The organism is Pseudodesulfovibrio pelocollis, assembly GCF_030282845.1.
GTDB lineage: Bacteria > Desulfobacterota > Desulfovibrionia > Desulfovibrionales > Desulfovibrionaceae > Pseudodesulfovibrio > Pseudodesulfovibrio pelocollis.
Genome location: NZ_JASTWE010000010.1, coordinates 58698 through 79343, shown reverse-complemented (window position 1 = coordinate 79343; position 20646 = coordinate 58698). Strand labels below are relative to the sequence as shown.

Here is a 20646-nt window from a genome sequence, read left to right as displayed (position 1 = left end):
CACCCCCCCCAACCGTTCAATTTTCAATATCATTTTTTATGTTGACTTTTCTGTCAATGCGCGCTCAAAGTCGCTTTTCCGCGCGAGCCTCCAGACTCTGGTTTGCCTTCACAAAACCACCGACTGCGCCCCACGGAGAGATCACCGTAATGGAGTTTTCTCAATGGTATCGTATATCAAGAAATGTGGTTATGGTCTTCCGACCCTTTTTTCATTCCTAAAAGACGGCTACCCCGTGGCCGGGCTGCGCAAGGACGTTGCCGCGGGCGTGACCGTGGGCATCGTCGCCCTGCCGCTGGCCATGGCCTTTGCCATCGCCTCCGGGGCCACGCCCCAGGCCGGGCTGGCCACGGCCATCATCGCCGGGTTCGTCATCTCGGCCATGGGCGGCACCCGCTTCCAGATCGGTGGCCCCACCGGCGCCTTTGTGGTCATCATCTCCGGCGTCATCGCCCGGCATGGCTATGAAGGCCTCGTGGTGGCGACGATCCTGGCGGGCCTGATGCTGGTGGTCATGGGCCTGTTCGGGCTGGGTCGCCTGCTCCAGTACATCCCCTATCCGGTCACCGCCGGGTTCACCACGGGAATCGGCACCATCATCTTCATCACCCAGATCAGGGACTTCTTCGGCTTCACCTTTCCGAACTCCCCTTCGGGGGTGGTGGAGATAGCCAGGGCCTGCTTCGACAACGTCACCTCGCTGCACCTGCCGACCCTGGGCATCGGGGCGCTGACAATGGTCTGCATGCTTGTCGTGCGCCGATATTCCCCGCGCATCCCGGCCCCCATCGTGGGCATTGTCGTGGCCACGCTGGCCTGCCTCGCCTTCAATGTGGACACCGAGACCATCGGCAGCCGCTTCGGCGGCATTCCCTCGTCCCTGCCGTCATTGACGCCCTTCTGGAATTTCGATTTCAGCCTGGCCGACATCCTGCCCGACGCCCTGACCATCGCGCTGCTGGCGGGCATCGAATCCCTGCTCAGCGCCACGGTGGCCGACGGCATGAGCGGCGACAAGCACAACCCCTCCACCGAGCTGGTGGCCCAGGGTGTGGCCAACGTGGGCTGCGCCCTGTTCGGCGGGCTCCCGGCCACCGGAGCCATCGCGCGCACGGCCACCAACATCCGCTCCGGGGCCTACTCGCCCGTCTCCGGCATCATCCACGCCCTGACCGTGCTTCTCTTCATTCTGGTCTGCGCGCCGCTGGCCTCCCGGATTCCGCTGGCCAGCCTCTCGGCGGTGCTGATGATTGTGGCCTGGGACATGTCGGAGCTGCACAAGGTCCGCCGCCTGCTGCGCGCTCCCAAGTCCGATTCGAGCGTCATGATCATCGCCTTCGGACTGACGGTCTTCGTGGACATCACGGTGGCCGTGCAGGTGGGCGTGGTCCTGGCCGCGCTGCTGTTCATGAAGCGCATGAGCGAACTCTCGGACATCACGGACATCGACTCCGGCCTACCCGAAGAGGAAACGCACGACGAACTGAGCGGCAATGAGCAGGTGGTGGTCTACGAAGTCAACGGCCCCCTCTTCTTCGGCTTTGCCCAGCGATTCGTGGACATTTTGAACTTCACCCGCAAGAGGCCGAAGATCCTCGTCCTGTGCATGCGCAACGTGCCCGTGATGGATGCAAGCGGGATGGAGGCCCTGGAGACGGTCATCCGCAGAGCCAGATCCCTCGGCATTCACGTCATGCTCTCCGGGGTGAACGAGCGCACGCGCCATGTGATGCTCCGCATGGGCACCGAGGCCTTTGTCGGCGAGGAGAACATCTTTCCCGATTTCTCCGCCGCTGTTTCCAAGATCGTGGCGGACAGGAAAATCCCCGTGTGACCACTCAGCCGCTGCCGGACACAATCGAAACCGCCGCCTCGCATGATCTGCGAGACGGCGGTTCGGTTTTGGAAGGACATCACCACCCTCCCCGTCGGCAATTCAACTCCCTGTCACATCCCTATTTCTGCTTGAGGAAGAAATAGAGGCCAAAGGCGATGACAGCGGCCAGCAGCCCTAAAGGTAATACGTATTCCACGGTAGCCCCCAGTCCAATAAGTTAATTTAACAATTTAAAACAGTTAACACGCCTCACCAAATAAACCAGATCCAGCCCGGATGCCCCGGGCAACTGAACAGGAACAACGATTTGCCACACATTCAAATATCGGTTTCTTTTATCCGATTCTAGTCGTATGCCTCTAAATTGGTAATGGCAAGTGACAATCGAAAAAAATGTGGGCCGTCCTGGCTAAGCGCCTTGCCATCCGGCCCTGGATTCCCTATCACTCGCCCATCATGCTGCAACCCCGGACCCTCGGATTCGTCCACGCCCTGCTCGCCGTCGTCATCTGGTCGGGCAACTTCGTCATCGCCAGCGGGTTTGTGGACGATCTGCCGCCCATCACCCTGGCCGCCCTGCGCTGGACCACGGCCACGGTGTTTTTCCTCCCCTTTGTCATCGGCCGCATACGGCGGGAATGGCCCGCCATCCGCGAGAACATGCTGCCGCTGTGCGCCTCCGCCCTGACCGGGGTGACGATCTTCAACACCCTCATCTACATCAGCGCCAGGACCACCGACACGGTCAACCTGGCCCTGCTGGCAGGGACCACGCCGGTGTTTGTCGTGCTGCTCTCGCGCCTGTTTCTGGGTGAAAAGATCAGCCTGTTCAGATGGACGGGCCTTCTGGTGGCCATCTGCGGCATGGTCGCCATCGCCACCAGGGGCGACCTTGATGTGCTGCGCGAGCTGAAATTCCGGTCGGGCGACCTGACCATGCTGCTGGCCGGGCTGCTCTGGGCGGTCTACAGCATCCTGATCAAGCGGCGCGCGCAGAGCGTCAGCCTGCAATCCTATCTGGGCGTGACCTTCCTCATCGGCGTCATCCCCCTGATTCCGGCGGCCATCATCGAGCAGGGGTTCCGGCCCGCCTGGGAGATGACCCCCGGCATCGTCGGAGCCGCGCTCTACACAGGCCTTGGCGCGTCCCTGGCCGCCTTTTTCCTCTGGAGTTCGGCGGTCTCCCTCATCGGCCCCGGCACGGCCTCGCTCTTCCAATACCTGACCCCGGTGTTCAGCGGCCTTGCCGCCGCCCTGCTGCTCGGCCAGCCCATCACGCCATGGCACGGCATCGGGTTCGTGCTCATTTTTTCCGGCGTGGTGCTGGCCACTCGGCGGCGATGATCGCGCCGCACAGCAAAAGCGTTGATTTTCTCAAGTCGATTGCTTTAGATTACTGGGCATGAAACATTACATCGCCCTCTTCCTGGCCGTGTCCACCCTGCTTCTGGTCGGCTGTTCGGTCAAAACACCGGAAGGCCTGGGCATGCGCGACGGCCGATTCGCGGCCTGCGCCCAAGGCTCCAACTGCGTTTCCTCCCAGGCCACGGACGAACACCACATCGCCCCCATCGCGGCCCGCGGAGGCCTGGACGTGGTCATGGTCGATCTCGCCAACGCCATCGAATCCATGTTCGGCTCCACCGTGGTGGTCATGGACGGCCCCTACCTGCGGGCCGAGTTCACCAGCGGGGTGATGCGCTTCGTGGAGGATATGGAGTGCTACTATGACCAGGGGCGCGGGGTCATCGAGGTCCGCTGCGCGTCGCGCGTGGGGAGGATTGATGTCCATGCCAGCCGGAACCGGGTCGAGGAATTGAGGAAGGTCTTCACCATCCGCCGAAGCAGCTGATCGGCGCAGAACGCAAAAACGGCCGCTTGGGCGGCCGTTTCTGTTTGGGTCGGGATTGCTTAATCCCTGGAAATCGCCTCGTTGGGGCAGGTCTCAATGGCTTCATCAACGCAATCCGCAGTGGAATCGGGATTGGTCACAAGGGCCTTTTCGCCGTCGCCGTCCATCTCGAAGACGTCGGGACAGATCTCCACGCAGGACTCGCAGCCGATGCACTCATCCGGGTCAATGACTATACCCATGTTGGAACCTCCTGAATCAAATTGGGTGAACTTCTGACACGCTCGTGACTGTCATCCCTATACCCCCTGATACATTTTTGATGCAACCTTTTTTCTCTCTGGCGCGAAAAGGCACCAGTTGATCGGATGCCGCGCCAGAGGCCAGAGAACGACCTGCCCTATCGGCGCGCCGTTCCCGGCTGTTGTCACGCAAGGGGGCTAGCGCTCGCGCAGGCCGTGGTAGAGGGTGTCGAAATAGGGATAGACGAGATATTCCATCACCGTGCGCTCTCCGGTCTTGATGCCCACGAGCACGCGCATGCCGGGATAGAGTTGGTAGCGGCGTCCGTCCTTCTCGAACCGGTCGTTCTCGGTCTCCACGAGCACCTTGTAGAAGGTGCCCACATCCTCCTTGGTAATGGCGTCCGGGCTGATGCCGGTGACAATGCCCTCGAGATTGCCGTACATGCGGGCGTCGCCAGTGGACAGCCTGACCGTGGCCGCCTGCCCCAGCTGGACATAGCCGATGTCACCCAGGGGAAGATGGGCCTCGATGACCAGTTTGTCACCGGCCGGGACGATGTCCAGCACGGTCATGCCGGATTGGACCACCTCGCCCTCGCCCATGATATACACGGACTTGACGATACCGTTGGCTGGCGAGCGGATGACCGTGCGATCCAGGCTGTCCGACATCTTTCGCAGCCGTTGGGAGAATTCCAGCAGTTCGCGGCGCGACTTGCGCAGCGTGTCCTGGACCTCCTCGTGGAAGGCGTTGAACAACTGCTCAAGACTGTCGCGCGCGGCCGTGAGGGCCGAACCGGCCCTGATCAGGGCTGCCTCGTCCTCCTGGATGCGGCTGACGAGGGTCGATTCCTCCTTGAGGAATCCCAGGTGCTTGTAGCGTGATGTCAGCTTGTCCTTGAGCAGTTCATCGCTGATGGCGATCTGCTCGCGCACGTAAGTCAGGCCCTGGCGCTGGTTGCGGATTCTGACAGTGATTTCCTGTACGTCCTGCTCTCGCTGGGTGATCTTCTCGCGCTGGGCGTTGAGATCGTTGATGAACCTGTCGCGGCGCGCCTCGTAGAACTCGCGCGCCTGATCGGCCACGCCCGGGGCCTCGGCCAGGAGCCGGGCTGGAAACTCGATACCAACGGCATAGGGATCGACCCGCAGCTCGGGCTTGAGGATCGCAGCACCCGACGAGGCGGGCTGCCGGATGGCGTTGCTCCCGTTCCCGTTCTCCCCGTTCTTGTCAGCCCCGTTCTCGTTCTCCACCCCCTCTGTCGCCGCCCCGTTGTCCGGTGCCGAGACCTCGGGGGCTGCGGGCGCGGCGAACCAGCGCGATTCCGCCTCCAGGCGGGCCACCTCTGCCTCAAGTGAATTGATGCGGATGTTCAATTCAGCCACTGTGGAGTCGCTGGCCGTGGTCTCAAGCTCCACCAGGGGTTGCCCCGTCTCCACCAGATCGCCCTCGCGCACCAGGATGCTGCGCACGATGCCGCCCTCAAGATGCTGGATGCGCTTGACCCGCGAACTGGGAATGACCTCGCCCACGGCGTCGCTGACGATGTCCAGCGGGCTGAAGGAGGCCCAGACGAAAAAACTGACGCAAAAGGCCACACACAAATGGAAAAAGGTCCGCGTGACGCGGTCGATTTCGTGTTTGCCGTCAGCGTTTGCCATGGAATTGCCTACGATTTCGAGGTGGCCTGCTCAGGGGCCACGGGTTTTTTCTGGACCAGGCCGATCTTGGGCACGGGTTTGGAGTTGAGGTCGATGACCATGCCGTAGCCCTTGACGATACTGGGGTCCCTGGAGACGATAACCAGGGTCACGCCATCGCGGGCCAGACCGTTGAGAATCTGGAAGACCGCCTCGCACCCCTCTGCGTCCAGCCCTTCGGTGGGCTCGTCGAAGATGGCCAGCCTGCCCTGGGCCACCAGAGCCCGGGCGATGGCCAGCCGCTTGCGGATGCCAAGGGGCAGGCTGCGTCCGCCCTCAGTCACTGGCGTGTCCAGGCCGGTGGCCGTGGCGTCGAGAAAGCGGCGCAGATCGGCCCTGCGCACCACCTCGTTGAGCCGGGCGGCGTCCGCCTCGGGGTCGAGCAGGGTCAGGTTGTCGCGATAGGTGCCGTTGAGCAGGGTCGGCTCCTGGGGCATGTACATGACCTGCCTGCGCCACCACTCCGGCGCAAGCTGGCGCAGATCGACCCCGTCGGCCAGGATCTGCCCCCGGCCGGGTTCGAGCAGCCCGGCCACGAGCCGTGCCAGGGTGGTCTTGCCAGCGCCGTTGGCCCCGAACACGCCCACCACGGTTCCCGGCTCCACCACGAGGTTCAGGGACTCGAAGAGCGGCCCGGTGGCACCGGGAAAGGCGATGGCCACATCCTTGAACTCCAGGCGGCCGGAGAATTGCTTCATGGCCGTGCCCCCGGCCGATTCCCTGGGCAGATTCATGAACTCGCGGATCATGCGCATGGCGTCGTCCGCCTGTCCCATGAGCTGGACCGACTGCATGAAGCCGGTGGAAATCTGCAACGCCTTGGCCGAAAGAATGCTGATGCCAATGAGCGCCCCCACCGTCAGGTCGCCGGAGACCACCAGCTTGGCGCCCACGGCGTAGATCATCACCCGCAGCAGCGCGCTGAGCCCCTGGACCACGGCCAGTCCCCAGCTCTTCTGGCCGACCACGCGGGCCTTGAGGTCCATGAGCCGCCCCACCTGCTCGTTCCATATCCTGCTCAGGAACGGAGCGGCGTGGAAGGCGCGCACAGTTTCCGCCCCCTGGATGGCCGAGTGCACGGTCCCTCGATGGCGGATCAGTTCCTCGCGCATGATGGTGTCGGTGGCCCTGGCGCGGGTCATGTTCATGCGCCCGGCCACCAGCGTGGCAATGGCTGCCAGCAGCGTGATCAGCCCCAGCCAGGGGCTCAGGGCCGTGATGGCCAGCAGGAAGAGCAGGAAAAACGGCATGTCGAGCACTGCGGCGATGTGCGAGGCCTCGTAAGCGCTCTGGACCACCTGGGGCCCGGCCATGATCTCCTGGATTCTGGCCTGGGGGACCCGCTCCAGGGCCGATGCCTTGACCCGGGCCAGGGAGTCGAGCACCGCGGCCTGCAACTTCTTGTCCGGCTCCTCGCTGACCACGGCGCACATGCGGGTGCGGATCGCGGTGAAGGCCATGCCCAGGACCAGGGCGATGAGCATGCCGCCGGTCAGGGTGTAGAGGGTGCCGTCGAAGCCGTAGCCCACGTAGCGGCTGAGAATCTGGATGACGAAGATGGGCGAGGCGAGGAACAGAAGATTGACGAAGAACGAGGCCACGAAAATCTGCACCGCCAGGGGCTTGGACCGGAAAAGGCGTCTCAATAGCTCGTGCATGCCCCCTCCCCGTGCCTGCCGATATGCCGCAAAAAAACGGAAACGCACCCCAAGGGGCGCGTCCCGTCGGCCTTACATTCTCGTGGTGTCCTCGGTGATGACGCCCATCTCGTAGAGCAGCGTGTAGGCGGCGATGATGATGTCGATGTCCGTGGCCACCTTGGCGCTGATGGACGAGATGTAGTCGCGTTCGCCCACCAGGATGTCAAGGAGGCGGACGTCCTCGCCCATGGCCTTCTTCTTCTTGACCAGACCGAGGAACTCCCAGGTGATGTTGGCCTGATTCTCGTAGAGTTCGGAGTTCTGCCGCAGGGTCGTCAGTTCGAGCCATGCATTGCGAACGCTTTCCTCCACGGTCCTGCGCCTGTCGAGCAGGGTCCGGTTGGCCCCGGTCATCTCGGACTTGATGGACCTGATGGCCTCGGCGTCCTGAAAACCGGAGAAGATGTTGTAGGTCATCATGAGCGAGGCGCGCTGCTCGGAGCGCACGCCGGTGCTGCCCTGGTCGTTCTCCTTGCGCTCGCCTTCGAGCACGGCGTCGAACCGGGGATAATAGGTGGCCTCCTGGGCCTTGAGGTCGCCCTGGAGCCTGTCCATGGTGTAGGCGGTCTCAAGCAGTACCGGGTTGGTGTCAAAGGCCACTTCCACGGCCTCTTCCAGGGTGGCGGGAATGAATTGCCTTGGCAGGGGGATGGCGTTCATCCGGTCCACTTCTTCCTGCGTGGGGGTGAAGCCGAACACGGATTTGAAATTGTTGATGGAAATCTGAACCTCGCGCTCCTGCGTGACCCGGTAGGACTGGGCACCGGCCAACTGGCCCTTGACCTGGAGTTCCTCGTAGGAATACCCGGCCCCGCGCTGCACCAGCACCTCCTGCATGCCGGAAAGCTCTATCATGCTCTGCTCGGAGCGACGGGCGTACTTGAGCAGTTCGCGCGAGCGCACGACCCTGAGATAGGCGGTGATGCCCGAGGCGATGACCACCTGCTTGGTCCGGTCGAGCAGGGCCTCGTATTCCATGACCCGACCGGCCGCCGAGTCGATGGTGCCGGTGGTGGCGCCGAAGTCGTAGAGCCGCTGGGTGGCCGTGAGCTTCTGCATGTTCCGGTTCATCTGGGTTTCGGTTTCCAGGGGCTTGGTCAGGTTCTCGCGTCCCCCCTCGGCCTTGGCGTCCACCTTGGGATACCAGCCGCCCTGGGCCCGCTTGTACTGATGCTTGACCGCCTCATACTGCGCCTCGGCGGCCTTGACGCGGTCATGGGTCTGCACCAGCTCACGCAGCAGGGCGTTGATGTCGAGGTTCCTCTCCTGCTGCGCTGCGGCCGGGGCAATGGAGAGGAAAAGACAAACCAACGCCATCAAACCAAGACAAAGATACGTGTGGCGACTTTTCAAAACCGAACTCCGCGTGTATGTTCCGGACAGCCCGGGGGGACTTATCCGGCGAAAAAAATTCAGAAACACTTCCGATCCACCCCAGGAAACTGGCTGACAGTATACTCTTATGCTGAATATTTCAACCAATATATCATTTTCTCCCGGGATATGGCAAGATTATGGGTTCGATGCCGCTCCGGGAGGCCACGGGTGGGGGACATGTTCACATTCCTGAAAAAAGCATTGGGCAAGGACCAGATCATCCTGCTTGGGGCCGGGCTGGCCGCGTCCGCCCTGATGACGGCCCTGTTCATCGTTCAACCGACGTTTCTTCGCCTGCTCGACCACAAGGTCTACGACCAGTATCTGCGCAGCTATCATGAAGCCAATGCCACCAACGTCCCGGTGGTCATCGACATCGACGAGAAGAGCCTGAACGAACTCGGGCAGTTCCCCTGGCCCAGGTACCGGATGGCCATGCTGCTCAAGTATCTCCAGGCATACGGCGCGGCCGCGGTGGCCACCGATATTCTTTTCGCCGAGGAGGACCGGACCTCGCCCCGAGTCCTGATCAGGCAGCTCAAGGAGGAGATGAAGATCGACATAGCCATCCAGGGCCTGCCCCCGGCGCTGGAGGACAATGACGAGCTGCTGGCCCGCAACATCGCCACCGGCCCCTTCGTGCTCGGGTTCGACTTCATGACCAGGGCCCTTGAACGCGATGAGGGCGCGCATCCGAGCCCGGAGTGCGCCATCACCCCGGCCAAGGTGGCCGTGCTCGCCCCTCCCGGCGCGCCATCGCCCCACGATGTGCTCTTCCGGGCCGAGGAGGCCATCTGCCCCCTACCCGTTTTGGCCAAGGCGGCCCGGCGCAGCGGTTTCATCACCATCGCCCCGGACGAGGACAGCGTCTACCGCCGCGTGCCCCTGCTCTTCAGCTGGAACGGGGAGTTCTATCCGAGCCTCGCCCTGGCCGCGCTGATGGAGGCCACGGGCATGGAGTCCATGGTCCTGAAGATGTCGTCCATCGGCGTGGAATCGGTGCGCCTGGGCTCCACGGTCATTCCCACGGACGAGCGCGGCCGCATGCTCATCAACTATCGCGGCGGCATGAAGACCTTCGAGTACGTCAGCGCGGCCGACGTGCTGGGCAAGCGGCTGCCCGCCGGGGCGCTGGCGGGCAAGATCGCTATCATCGGCACCTCGGCCGCCGGACTCAAGGACATCCGCGCCACCCCGCTCGATCCAGGCTATCCGGGCGTTGAGGCCCACGCCACGGTGGTGGACAACATCCTCTCCAAGCAGTTTCTCGTGATCCCGGACTGGGCCAAGGGGGTGGAACTGGCCATGATCCTGGCCATGGGCCTGCTGACCACCCTGCTGCTCATGTGGGCCAGGGCCGCCTGGCTGGCGCTGCCCCTGCTTGGTCTGGGCTGGGCCATGTGGTATGCCACGGTCCGGCTCTACACCGAACACTCTCTGTTCATCTCGCCGCTCTATCCCTTCATCACCCTGGGGCTGACCTTCCTGATGCTCACGGCCATCAAGTTCTGGCGCGAAGAGCACGCCAAGAAGTTCATCCACGGCGCCTTTGCCCATTATCTCGCCCCATCGGTCATCTCGCAGATCATGGACGATCCGGGCTCCCTCTCCCTGGACGGCCAGGAAAAGGAGATCACCATCCAGTTCTCGGACGTGCGCAGCTTCACCTCGCTCTCGGAAAAGTTGACCCCGACCCAGGTAACCAACCTGCTGCACGACTACCTCACCCCCATGACCCGCATCATCACCAGTCACCAGGGAACCCTGGACAAGTTCATCGGCGACGCGGTCATGGCCTTCTGGAACGCGCCGCTGGACATCGAGAACCACCAACTCAAGGCGTTGCAGGCCGCCCTGGAGCAATTGGACCGGCTCGACGACCTGAACAAGCTCTTTGTCGAAAAGTACGGCTTCCCCATTGCCGTGGGCATCGGTGTCCACTGCGGCCGGGTCCGGGTGGGCAACATGGGCTCGGCCGACCTCTTCGACTACACCCTCATCGGCGACAACGTGAACCTCGCCTCGCGCCTGGAGGGATTGACCAAGTACTACGGCCAGAAACTGGTGGTCAGCCAGGCCATTGTCGATGCCTGCGGCGACGCCTACCGCTTCCGCATCCTCGACAGCGTGCGCGTCAAGGGCAAGGAGAAGCCGGTCACCATCTACACCGCCTACACGGCCGACGAGGCAGACCGACGCGAAGACGAACTGGCGGCCTACGAAAAGGCGCACGACCTGTATCTGGCCCAGCGCTTCGACGAGGCACGCGCCGTGTTCGAGGCGCTTCTGTCCCGGGGCCTGGAGCCGGTGCTCTACGAGATGTATATCGAGCGCTGCCGCCACCTGGCCGAAGAGCCGCCGGGCGCGGACTGGGACGGCGTCTTCACCCACAAGACCAAATAGAAATGGGGCCGCGCATGGCGATGCGCGGCCCCTTGTTCATGACGTGACGATCCCGATTAGGGGTTGTTGTGCATGGACTCGATGAACTCGTCGGGCCAGAGGGCTGGGGAGGGATCGCCCTCAACGAGGCGCTTGCGCGCATCGGCATCGAGGGTGAAACGATTCTTGATGAAAGTGGTATAGAACCCGGCCCCGTCGATGTCGCCGATGAGGATGCAGCCCACCAGGGTGTCGCCCTTGAAGACGAGCTTGCGGTAGACGCTTCTTTCGCGGTCCAGAAAGGTTTCCATCTCACTCCCCTCTTCCGGGTTCGTCTGGCCCACGGATATGGTTGCCAAGCCATAGTAGGTGATGGAGTTCATGGACAGGCCGCCGGTGTAGGGCTTGGCCGCACCGGCCATGTTCAGCCCGGCGTAACGGCCCTGGGAGTAGGCGTTGGGCCAGATGGGACGCACGGTGAACTCGCCGGTGAGCATGTCCCTGGCCTCGGCCACGTCGCCTGCGGCGAATACGTCCGGATCGCTGGTGGCCATGTGGTCGTCCACCCGGATGCCCTTGCCCGTGACGATGCCCGCCTCGGTCGCCAGCCCCATGTTGGGGCGTACGCCAGCGGCCACGATGACCACGTCCGCGTCCACCACCCCCTGGTCGGTCTCCACGCCCCGGATGGTGCCGTCATCGCGACGGACGATGGCCCTGGTGCCGGTGCCCTGCATGAAGTGGATGCCGTTTTTCTCCAGGTGTTCGACGATGATATCGCTGGCCGTCTCGTCAAAATAGGTGCGCATGATCCGGGAGCGCACGACGATGGTCACATCCACGCCCTTTTCGGCAAACCCCTCGGCCGCCTTGAGCGCTATGAGCCCCGCGCCGATGACCACGACCTTCCTGACCTTGTCCACCAGCTCACGCAGGGCCTCGGCGTGGGCCACGGTGGTGAAGTTGTACACGCCCGTGCCGTCGATGCCGGGCAGGTCGGGATTGACCGGCGCGCCGCCCGTGGCCAGCAGCAGCTTGCCGTAGGGCACTGTCTCCCCGTTTTCAAGAACCACTTCCCTGGCCCTGGCGTCCACCTTGACCACCCGAGAGGCGAGCTTCATCTCTACCTTGTTCTTTCTGTAGAATTCCTCGGGCCGGTAAGGGAGCGTCTCGAACTTGATCTTGTCGGACAGATAATAGGAGATGAGCGGCCGCCCGTAGGTGGGCACCGCCTCGTCGCTGATGACGAGAATCCGCCCGTCGGCGTCATGTTGTCGAATTCCTTCGATCGCACCGATGGCCGAAACGCCATTTCCTACAATTACGTAATCCATAAGACTCTCCCTATCGTCGTCTCTCGAATAATTTCTAATTTTGTAAAATCTGACTACAAAATCGTCTGAAACCTTTGATTACTCATTTTTTTGCCAAAAATCCATAACAATTAATTCAAACACATGTTTCTATTTAATAATCTGAAATTTAAAAACTTTTTGACAGGTCAAAGAATTTGCCAGAAGCCTTGAGAAGCGCTATTTACAACACCTTCCATTCACCACGAGGAGACGAAGGACCCACAGTGAGCATACACGGCAACACGGTACTTATTGCGAACAGGGGCGAAATCGCCGTGAGGATCATGCAGGCATGCACCGACCTCGGGCTTGATTTCGTGGCCCTCTACACCGAGGAAGACAGGCTTTCCGGCCATGTGGACGCGGCCCGCAAGCTCGGCGGCGACAAGGCCGTCTACCGCATCAACAACTATCTCGACGCTGGCGACATCCTTTCCGTGGCCGATCAGGCCGGGGCCACGGCCATCCATCCGGGCTACGGATTCTTCTCGGAGAACTACCGTTTCGCCCGGCGCGTCAGCGAGCGCGACAGGCCCATGACCTTCATCGGCCCCTCCTGGCGCGTCATCCGCGACCTGGGCGACAAGATCAACACCAAGCGGCTGGCCCGCGGCCTGGGCGTGCCCACGGTGCCGGGCTCGGATCGCGCCATCTATGATGAAATGGAGGCAGAGACCATTGCCGAAAACCTCTTCGAGTTCCAGGCCAACATGGGCATCAAGCGGCCCGTGGTCCTGGTCAAGGCCTCGGCTGGCGGCGGCGGCATGGGCATCGACGAGGTGGAGGACATGGCCCGCTTCCGCCAGACATACCGCCGCATCCGCAACTATTCGCTGCGCACCTTCAACGACGAGGGCGTGCTCATCGAACAGCGCGTCTTCAACTTCAACCACCTCGAAGTGCAGATCGTGTCCGACCGCAGCGGCAAGAACCCGGTCCACTTCGGTACCCGCAACTGCTCGGTGCAGAGCCCGGGCCTGCAAAAACGCATCGAAGTGGCCCCGGGCTTCTGGCCCCAGGCCCTGCGCTACGAATTCGACGCGACCAGGGTGATTGACGACATCACCGGCTACTCCCTGTCCATCGCCCGCGAGATCGACTACGACAACGTGGGCACCTGGGAGTGGATAGTCACCCCGGACGGCAAGCCCTTCCTCATGGAGGTCAACACCCGCATCCAGGTGGAGAACGGCGTGTCGGCCGACATCGCGTCCGTCAGGGGCGACGGCAACGTCAACCTCATCCGCGAGCAGATCCGCATCGGCCTTGGCGAGCCGCTGGGCTACACCCAGAAGGACGTCTCCTTTGACGGCGTGAGCATCGAATACCGCCTCATCGCCGAGGATACCGAAAACGGCTTCGCCCCCTGGGTGGGACGCATCGACGAGTTGAAATGGACGCAGCACGACTGGCTGTCGGTGCATACCCACGTACCCCTGGACCGGCCCTATCAGATTCCCACCGAGTACGACCCCAACCTGGCCCTGGCCATCATCCGGGGCGCGGACCTGGAGGAGGCCAAACGGCGCGGGCTCGAATTCCTGGCCGATCTCAGGCTCTCGGGCGTGGACTCCGGCGGCGGGGCCATGAAGTCGAACATTCCCTTCCTGCAGGATCGTACCGAAAACCTGCTTGAATTCTAGCCAACCACATCATGAGCATAGAAAAAAAACTCACGGAACTCATGCAGCGGGTCAACTACGCCCGCGAAATCCTCGGCAACAAGGACCGCCCCGAACTGGACGCCTTTGCCAAGGAGATCGCCGAGTTTCCCGACAAGAACATCGTCGTGGCCGACGACCGGGCCATGCGCGCCCTGCAATTCCTCGAAAAGCGCATCGCCACCATGGAGACGGCCATCGACGCGCAATTGACGGCCATGGACAAGGTGCGCATCGTACGCCATCCCCAGCGCGTCTGCCTCAAGGACATCCTTGAAAACGTCTACGACAACTACACCGAGATAGGCGGCAAGGACGAGCACTCCATCGACCCCGGCATGCTCATCGCACGGGCCTACATCACCCGGCGCAAGGGCAGGAAGATCATCAACCAGCCGGTCATGGTGGTGGGCCAGGAAAAGGGCCACGGCCAGGAGTTCCGCAACGGCGGCTCCATCAAGCCCTGGGGCAACAGCAAGGCCCTTAAGTACATGAAGGTCGCGGCCAGGGAGCAAATCCCCATCCACACCTACGTGAACACCCCCGGCTCCTACCCGGTGGAAGACTTTCCCGGCGCGGCCCAGCAGATCGCGGAGAACATCTACGAGATGGCAGGCCTGTCGGTGCCTGTCATCGCCATCTTCTCCGAGGGCGGCTCGGGCGGGGCCGAGGCCATCGGCATGGCCGACAAGCGCCTCATGCTCTCCCACGGCTACTATTCGGTCATCTCGCCCGAGGGTGCGGCCGCAATCGAGGGGCGCATCAAGGGCTCGGAGCGCGCCCCCACGGAGCTCATCGAATCCTGCGCCATCGCCCAGCAGATCACGGCCCAGGACAACTTGAGAAACGGCTACATCGACGCCATCATCCAGGAGCCGCCCCTGGGCGCGCGCCCCGACCACTTCGACTTCTACAAACAGCTGCGCGAGCAGGTGGTCCGGGCCACGGACGAGGTCACCCTGTCCGTGCGCGGCTTGAGGCTGGTCAGGGCCTTTGCCATGCGCCACTTCCACAAGAACGCGGACATCATCGTGCGCTGGAATCTCACGGAGAACGCGCGCGAGCGCCTCGTGGCGCGCCGCTTCAGGAAATACCGCAAGCTGGCAACCCAGGCCTACATCGACGAACGCTCCCTGCTCGACAAGCTCAGCGCCACCAGCAGCGACATCGTCTCCTCCACCACCTCGGCGGTCAACTACGGACTGGTCAAACCCTTCAGGCAGAAGGTGGGCCGCATCGTCGAGGAGGCCATGGACGAGATCCATGTGGTCACCGGCAAACTCGACGCCATGTACCGCTCCGGCCTCAAGAAGCTGGGGGTCAAGTCCAACGGCGACCGGCAAAAGGAGATGGAACTGACCGGGTTGTCCCGGACTGATTCCGGCGAGACCTGCACGGACAACGCCTGCGACTATGTCAGCCCTCAGGCGCGGGCGGACCGGGAGATATCCTGCCCCCACGCCGAGAAGCGCGGCTGCCTCGACATCTGGGCGCGCGACCTCTTCACCGACTTCGCCGGGGTCTGCCCGAATTGCGGCTACAACTTCCCCATGGAATACCAGTGGTATCTCCACAACGTCTTTGACAAGGGGTCCATCCGCGAGTTCAATCGCGATATCGTGGCGGGCAATCCCACCGGCTTCCCCGGCTTTGACAAGCGCATCGAGCAGGCCAGGGAAAAGACCGGGCTCAAAAGCAGCTGCATGACCTTCAACGCCAGCCTGGAGGGCACCCGGCTGACGTGCACCACGCTCATCGCCAACTTCCGGGGCGGCTCGGTGGGCGCGGCCGAGGGCGAAAAGTTCATCCGCGCCCTGGAGCTGGCCCAGTCCAAACACCAGCCCTTCCTGGCCTATGTCCACGGCACCGCGGGCATCCGCATCCAGGAGGGCGTCAACGGCCTCATCCAGATGCCGCGCTGCACCATGGCCGTGCGCAAATACATCGAGGAAGGCGGCCTGTACATCGTTCTCTACGACACCAACTCCTACGCCGGACCAGTGGCCTCTTTCCTCGGCTGCTCACCCTACCAGTACGCGGTGCGCTCCTCGCGGCTCGGCTTTGCCGGTCCCGGCGTGATCAAGGAGACCACCGGCGTAGAAATTCCGCCCGACTACCACAACTGCTTCAAGGCCCTGTCCCGGGGCCACATCCAGGGCGTGTGGAGCCGCAAGGACATCCGCAAGAACCTCCAGCAGGCGTTCCAGACCATCGGCGGCCGCAACCTCTACTACCGCTGATCCGAGTCAGGACACCAGACGCCGAAACCATCCACGGGGCGGCCGCCAACTGCGGCCGCCCCGTTTCCTTCCCTCGCAATCTTCCCGAAATCGTCACCCGCAAGTAACAACTCCCGGGCCACTCCATGTAGAAATTCCATGACGTTGACGTGGTCATGCGTCGGCGCAGTCGATCATGCCTCGAAGACATGGGAGGAACATCATGGCCGGCTCCTTGCTCGAACAACTCATGCGAAACATGACACATAACGCCCAAGGCGCAGGAATGCATTACGAAATTCCAGAACATGCCCTGCTCGACAGGACCGTCGCCCATGAGACCGGCTTCACCCTCGTGCTCATCACCATCAGGGACTACGCCATCCTGACCGAAATGTACGGCCAAGGGTTCATCAACCAGCTCGAACACGAGCTCAGGGACGTCCTGGCCGCCACGGCCCAGGACAATGAAGACTGCCGCGACATGGCCGTGCTCAAGGTCGGCCCGGGCGAGATGGCCTTCATCATGCCGCGCAGAAACTCCCCGGCTGACATGGCCTACGAATACAAGCTGAAGGCCCAGAACGGGTTGAAGCGGACCATGTTCAACCACACCGGCATCGGCATCGACCTGGGCATGGGATTCGCCACCCTGGAGGCCGGGGGCGACGACTCGCCACGCTTCGATGCGGCCCTGCACGAGGCCAGGCGCATCCTGCGCACCCCGCTGGACATGCAGGGCCTGTCCATAGCCAACACCTACAACGACATCCTGGCCCGAAAGCGGATCACCACCCACTACCAGCCCATCCTGGACTTCAAGTCCGGCTCCATCCTCGGCTGGGAGGCGCTCTCGCGGGGACCGGAGGGGACGTCGTTCCGCTCGCCGGTCATCCTCTTCGAGACTGCCGAGCAGTTCGGGCGGCTCTTCGCCCTTGAGCGGGTCTGCCGCGAATCGGCCATTGCCAATGTCGGCCCCCTGCGCGACGGGCAGAAGCTCTTCATCAACATCCACCCCAAGACCATGGCCGACCCGGAATTCACGCCCGGCAAGACCCTGGAGCTCCTGACCTCGGCCGGGCTGACCCCGGACGACATCGTCTTCGAGATCACCGAGCGCCACAGCGTGCAGGAATTCGCCCTCTTCTACCGCACGCTGGACCACTACCGCAGCCAGGGATTTCGCGTGGCCGTGGACGACGCCGGGGCCGGGTACGCGGGCCTGACCCTCATCGCCCAGCTCCAGCCCGAGTTCATCAAGCTCGACAAATCCCTCATTGACGGGATTCACAAGGACCCGGTCAAACGGGCCCTGGTGGAAACCACCGTCAACTTCGCCGACAAGATCGGCTCGCGCATCATCGCCGAGGGCATTGAGACCAAGGCACAGACCCTCTGCCTCAAGGACATCGGCGTCCACTGCGGCCAGGGATACTTCCTGGCCCGACCGGCCGCGCCCAAGCCGGAACTGAGCAAGGAGTGCCTGGGCATCCAGTCCATCAGCGAGGTGAGCACACGATCCATCACCTGTTCCCTGCCCATCGGCGACCTGGCCCATCCGCCCCACTCGATCCCGGCTGACTACCTCGTCTCGGACGCCCAGGATTTCTTCAAGAACAACAGCAGATTCTCAAGTATCGTGGTCACGGAGGACGACATCCCGCGCGGGCTGGTCATGGAGTACCACCTCAACCGCCAGCTCTCGTCGCAATACGGCATCGCCCTGTACCACCGCCGCCCCATCGAAACGGTCATGGACGCCAGCCCGCTCATGGTCGAGTTGGACACCCCGGTGGAGCAGGCAGCGCGCCAGGCCATGAAGCGCGACCACATCAAGACCTACGACGACATCATCATCACCAGGAAGGGCCGCCTCTACGGCATTGTCTCGGTGCAGACCCTGCTCAACGCCATGGCCAAGATCCAGGTGGAAATGGCCAAGGGGACCAACCCCCTCACCGGCCTGCCCGGCAACGTGGCCATCGAGCAGGAAGTGGAGAGCCGCATCGCCCAGAACCGGCGCTTCAGCATCATCTACGCCGACCTCGACCACTTCAAGGTCTACAACGACACCTACGGCTTCAAGAACGGAGACGGCGTCCTCAAGCTGGCCGCGGACATCATGAGCTGGGCCGCGCGCAAACACGCGGGCCAGGAGGCCCGGGTGTGCCACATCGGCGGCGACGACTTCGTGCTCATCACCTCGCCCGAGTCGGTGGAGCGCATCTGCCGCTCCGTCCACCGCTGTTTCGGGAGGCTGGTCAAGCGGTGCTACTGCCCGGAGGATCGCGCCAGGAGGTGGATCACGGCCAAGGGACGCGACGGCGTGGAGCGTGACTACCCGCTGGTCAGCATCTCCCTTGGCGTCATCGAGATATGCGGCAACTGCTCCCTCATGGAGATCGGCGAGCGGGCCGCCCACGTCAAGAAATACGCCAAATCCCAGGAGGGCAACTCTGTGGCCATGGACCGCCGCCCGCCACTGGGCTCCCCGGAAGCCGCCCGATAGAAAAAGCCCTCCGTCGCAAACGACGAAGGGCTTGTCATTTCACACTGTCCGAGAGGGTCAGCGGGTCAGCCTGCGGAACTTGATCCGGTGGGGCTGGTCAGCGTCAACGCCCAGCCGCTTCTTGCGGTCGAGCACGTAGTCGTTGTAGTTGCCCTCCACGAAAACGGCCTGGGAGTCGCCCTCAAAGGCGATGATGTGAGTGGCCACGCGGTCCAGGAACCAGCGGTCGTGGCTGATGACCAGCACGCAGCCCGCGAAGTTGTCCAGCCCGTCCTCAAGGGCACGCATGGTGTTCACGTCCAGGTCGTTGGTGGGCTCGTCAAGGAGCAGCACGTTGGCCCCGGACTTGAGCATCTGGGCCAGGTGGACGCGGTTGCGCTCGCCGCCGGAGAGGACATCCACGGGTTTCTGCTGGTCCTGCCCGGCGAAGTTGAAGCGCGAGCAGTAGGCCCGGGCGTTGATCTCGCGGTCGCCCAGCTTGATGAACTCCGCCCCGCCGCTGATGACCTCGTACACGGTCTTGCCCGGGGTCAGCGACGCCCGGTTCTGGTCGGCATAGGCCAGCTTGACCGTGGAGCCGAGGATCATCTCGCCCGAATCGGGCTTCTCCTCGCCCACGATCATCTTGAACAGGGTGGACTTGCCCGCGCCGTTGGGGCCGACGATGCCCACGATGGCGTTGGGCGGCAGGATGAAGTTCATGTCCTCCATCAGCAGCTTGTCGCCCATGGACTTGGTCACATGCTCGGCCACCACCACCTGCTTGCCCAGGTGCGGTCCCGGCGGGATGTAGATTTGCAGGTCATCGGCCAGCCGCTGGCTTTCGTGGCTGAGCATGGATTCGTAGGCGTTGATGCGCGCCTTGCCCTTGGCCCGGCGGCCCTTGGGCGACATGCGTATCCACTCCAGCTCGCGCTCCAGGGTTTTCTGGCGCTCGGACTCGGCCTTGCTCTCCTGGTTGAGCCTGTTCTGCTTCTGTTCGAGCCAGGACGAGTAATTGCCCTTCCAGGGGATGCCCCGGCCGCGATCCAGTTCCAGAATCCAGCCCGCCACGTTGTCGAGGAAGTAGCGGTCATGGGTCACTGCGATGACCGTGCCCGGGAACTGGGACAGGAATTTTTCCAGCCAGCCCACGGAGTCGGCGTCCAGGTGGTTGGTGGGCTCGTCCAGTAGCAGGATGTCCGGGGCCTGGAGCAGCAGGCGACACAGGGCCACGCGGCGGCGCTCGCCGCCGGAGATGACCGACACCGGCGTGTCCGACGGCGGGCAGCGCAGGGAGTCCATGGCCATGTCGAGCTTGGAGTCGATGTCCCAGGCGCCCTTGGCGTCCATCAGTTCCTGCACCCGGCCCTGGCGCTCGATGAGGGCGTCCATCTCGTCCGCCTCCATGGGCTCGGCGAACTTCTCGTTGATCTCGTTGTATTCCCGGACAATGGCCATGATCTCGGCCACGCCCTCCTCCACCACCTCGCGCACGGTGCGGGTCTCGTCCACCAGCGGCTCCTGCTCCAGGTAGCCCACGGTGTATCCTTCCTTGACGTGCGTCTCTCCCTCGAACTCCGTATCCACGCCCGCCAGAATCCTGAGCAGCGAGCTCTTGCCCGAGCCGTTGAGGCCGAGCACGCCGATCTTGGCGCCGTGGAAGTAGGACAGGGATATGCTCTTCAGTACTTCACGCTGTCCGTGACGCTTGGTCACCTTGTACATGGAGTAGATGATCTTTTCCGACTCGTTGCTCATTGTCACCTCATGAAAAGGGGTTGTCTCGTGGGCAAGAGCTTTTGCAAAGAAGCCGCCCTTTGTAAAGG

General features: G+C 62.9%; 13 protein-coding genes. 7 read left to right on the top strand and 6 right to left on the bottom strand.

Annotated elements, in window-relative coordinates; all coding sequences use genetic code 11:
- Positions 1–163 precede the first annotated feature (163 nt).
- From QQS14_RS05650 to QQS14_RS05640, 3 genes are all read left to right on the top strand, one after another.
- Positions 164–1834 (top strand): SulP family inorganic anion transporter, encoded by a 1671-nt coding sequence (locus QQS14_RS05650; RefSeq protein WP_285905978.1) that lies wholly within the window; start codon positions 164–166, stop codon positions 1832–1834.
- Between the two features lie 396 nt (positions 1835–2230).
- A complete protein-coding gene (locus QQS14_RS05645) occupies positions 2231–3181 on the top strand; it encodes a DMT family transporter (RefSeq protein WP_285905976.1) in 951 nt (316 codons plus the stop codon).
- A gap of 58 nt (positions 3182–3239) precedes the next feature.
- Positions 3240–3689: a DUF1499 domain-containing protein gene (locus tag QQS14_RS05640; protein WP_285905974.1), complete on the top strand. Its 450-nt coding sequence runs from the start codon at positions 3240–3242 to the stop codon at positions 3687–3689.
- A 59-nt stretch (positions 3690–3748) separates the two neighbouring features.
- On the opposite strand, the gene QQS14_RS05635 is transcribed toward QQS14_RS05640, so the two are convergent.
- From QQS14_RS05635 to QQS14_RS05620, 4 genes are all read right to left on the bottom strand, one after another.
- A complete protein-coding gene (locus QQS14_RS05635) occupies positions 3749–3931 on the bottom strand; it encodes a ferredoxin (RefSeq protein ID WP_285905973.1) in 183 nt (60 codons plus the stop codon).
- 198 nt (positions 3932–4129) lie between these two features.
- A complete protein-coding gene (locus tag QQS14_RS05630; protein ID WP_285905971.1) occupies positions 4130–5596 on the bottom strand; it encodes an HlyD family type I secretion periplasmic adaptor subunit in 1467 nt (488 codons plus the stop codon).
- Between the two features lie 8 nt (positions 5597–5604).
- Positions 5605–7293, bottom strand: a complete 1689-nt coding sequence (locus QQS14_RS05625; RefSeq protein ID WP_285905969.1) for a peptidase domain-containing ABC transporter — start codon at positions 7291–7293, stop codon at positions 5605–5607.
- Between the two features lie 72 nt (positions 7294–7365).
- Positions 7366–8652, bottom strand: a complete 1287-nt coding sequence (locus QQS14_RS05620; protein WP_285905967.1) for a TolC family protein — start codon at positions 8650–8652, stop codon at positions 7366–7368.
- Positions 8653–8889: 237 nt separating this feature from the next.
- Here QQS14_RS05620 and QQS14_RS05615 point away from each other — a divergent pair, with 237 nt between their 5' ends.
- On the top strand, positions 8890–11115 hold the full coding sequence (locus tag QQS14_RS05615) for a CHASE2 domain-containing protein (RefSeq protein WP_285905966.1): 2226 nt from the start codon (positions 8890–8892) through the stop codon (positions 11113–11115).
- A 56-nt stretch (positions 11116–11171) separates the two neighbouring features.
- On the opposite strand, the gene QQS14_RS05610 is transcribed toward QQS14_RS05615, so the two are convergent.
- On the bottom strand, positions 11172–12428 hold the full coding sequence (locus QQS14_RS05610) for an NAD(P)/FAD-dependent oxidoreductase (RefSeq protein WP_285905965.1): 1257 nt from the start codon (positions 12426–12428) through the stop codon (positions 11172–11174).
- Positions 12429–12673: 245 nt separating this feature from the next.
- Here QQS14_RS05610 and QQS14_RS05605 point away from each other — a divergent pair, with 245 nt between their 5' ends.
- The 3 genes from QQS14_RS05605 (at position 12674) to QQS14_RS05595 (ending at position 18838) form a co-directional block, all read left to right on the top strand.
- A complete protein-coding gene (locus tag QQS14_RS05605) occupies positions 12674–14092 on the top strand; it encodes a biotin carboxylase N-terminal domain-containing protein (RefSeq protein ID WP_285905963.1) in 1419 nt (472 codons plus the stop codon).
- A gap of 11 nt (positions 14093–14103) precedes the next feature.
- Positions 14104–16350: a carboxyl transferase domain-containing protein gene (locus QQS14_RS05600; RefSeq protein ID WP_285905961.1), complete on the top strand. Its 2247-nt coding sequence runs from the start codon at positions 14104–14106 to the stop codon at positions 16348–16350.
- A gap of 265 nt (positions 16351–16615) precedes the next feature.
- Positions 16616–18838: a GGDEF domain-containing protein gene (locus QQS14_RS05595; protein WP_285905959.1), complete on the top strand. Its 2223-nt coding sequence runs from the start codon at positions 16616–16618 to the stop codon at positions 18836–18838.
- Positions 18839–18895: 57 nt separating this feature from the next.
- On the opposite strand, the gene ettA is transcribed toward QQS14_RS05595, so the two are convergent.
- Entirely contained in the window at positions 18896–20578 is a 1683-nt protein-coding gene (ettA, locus tag QQS14_RS05590; RefSeq protein WP_285905958.1) for an energy-dependent translational throttle protein EttA, read from the bottom strand.
- Positions 20579–20646: the final 68 nt, after the last annotated feature.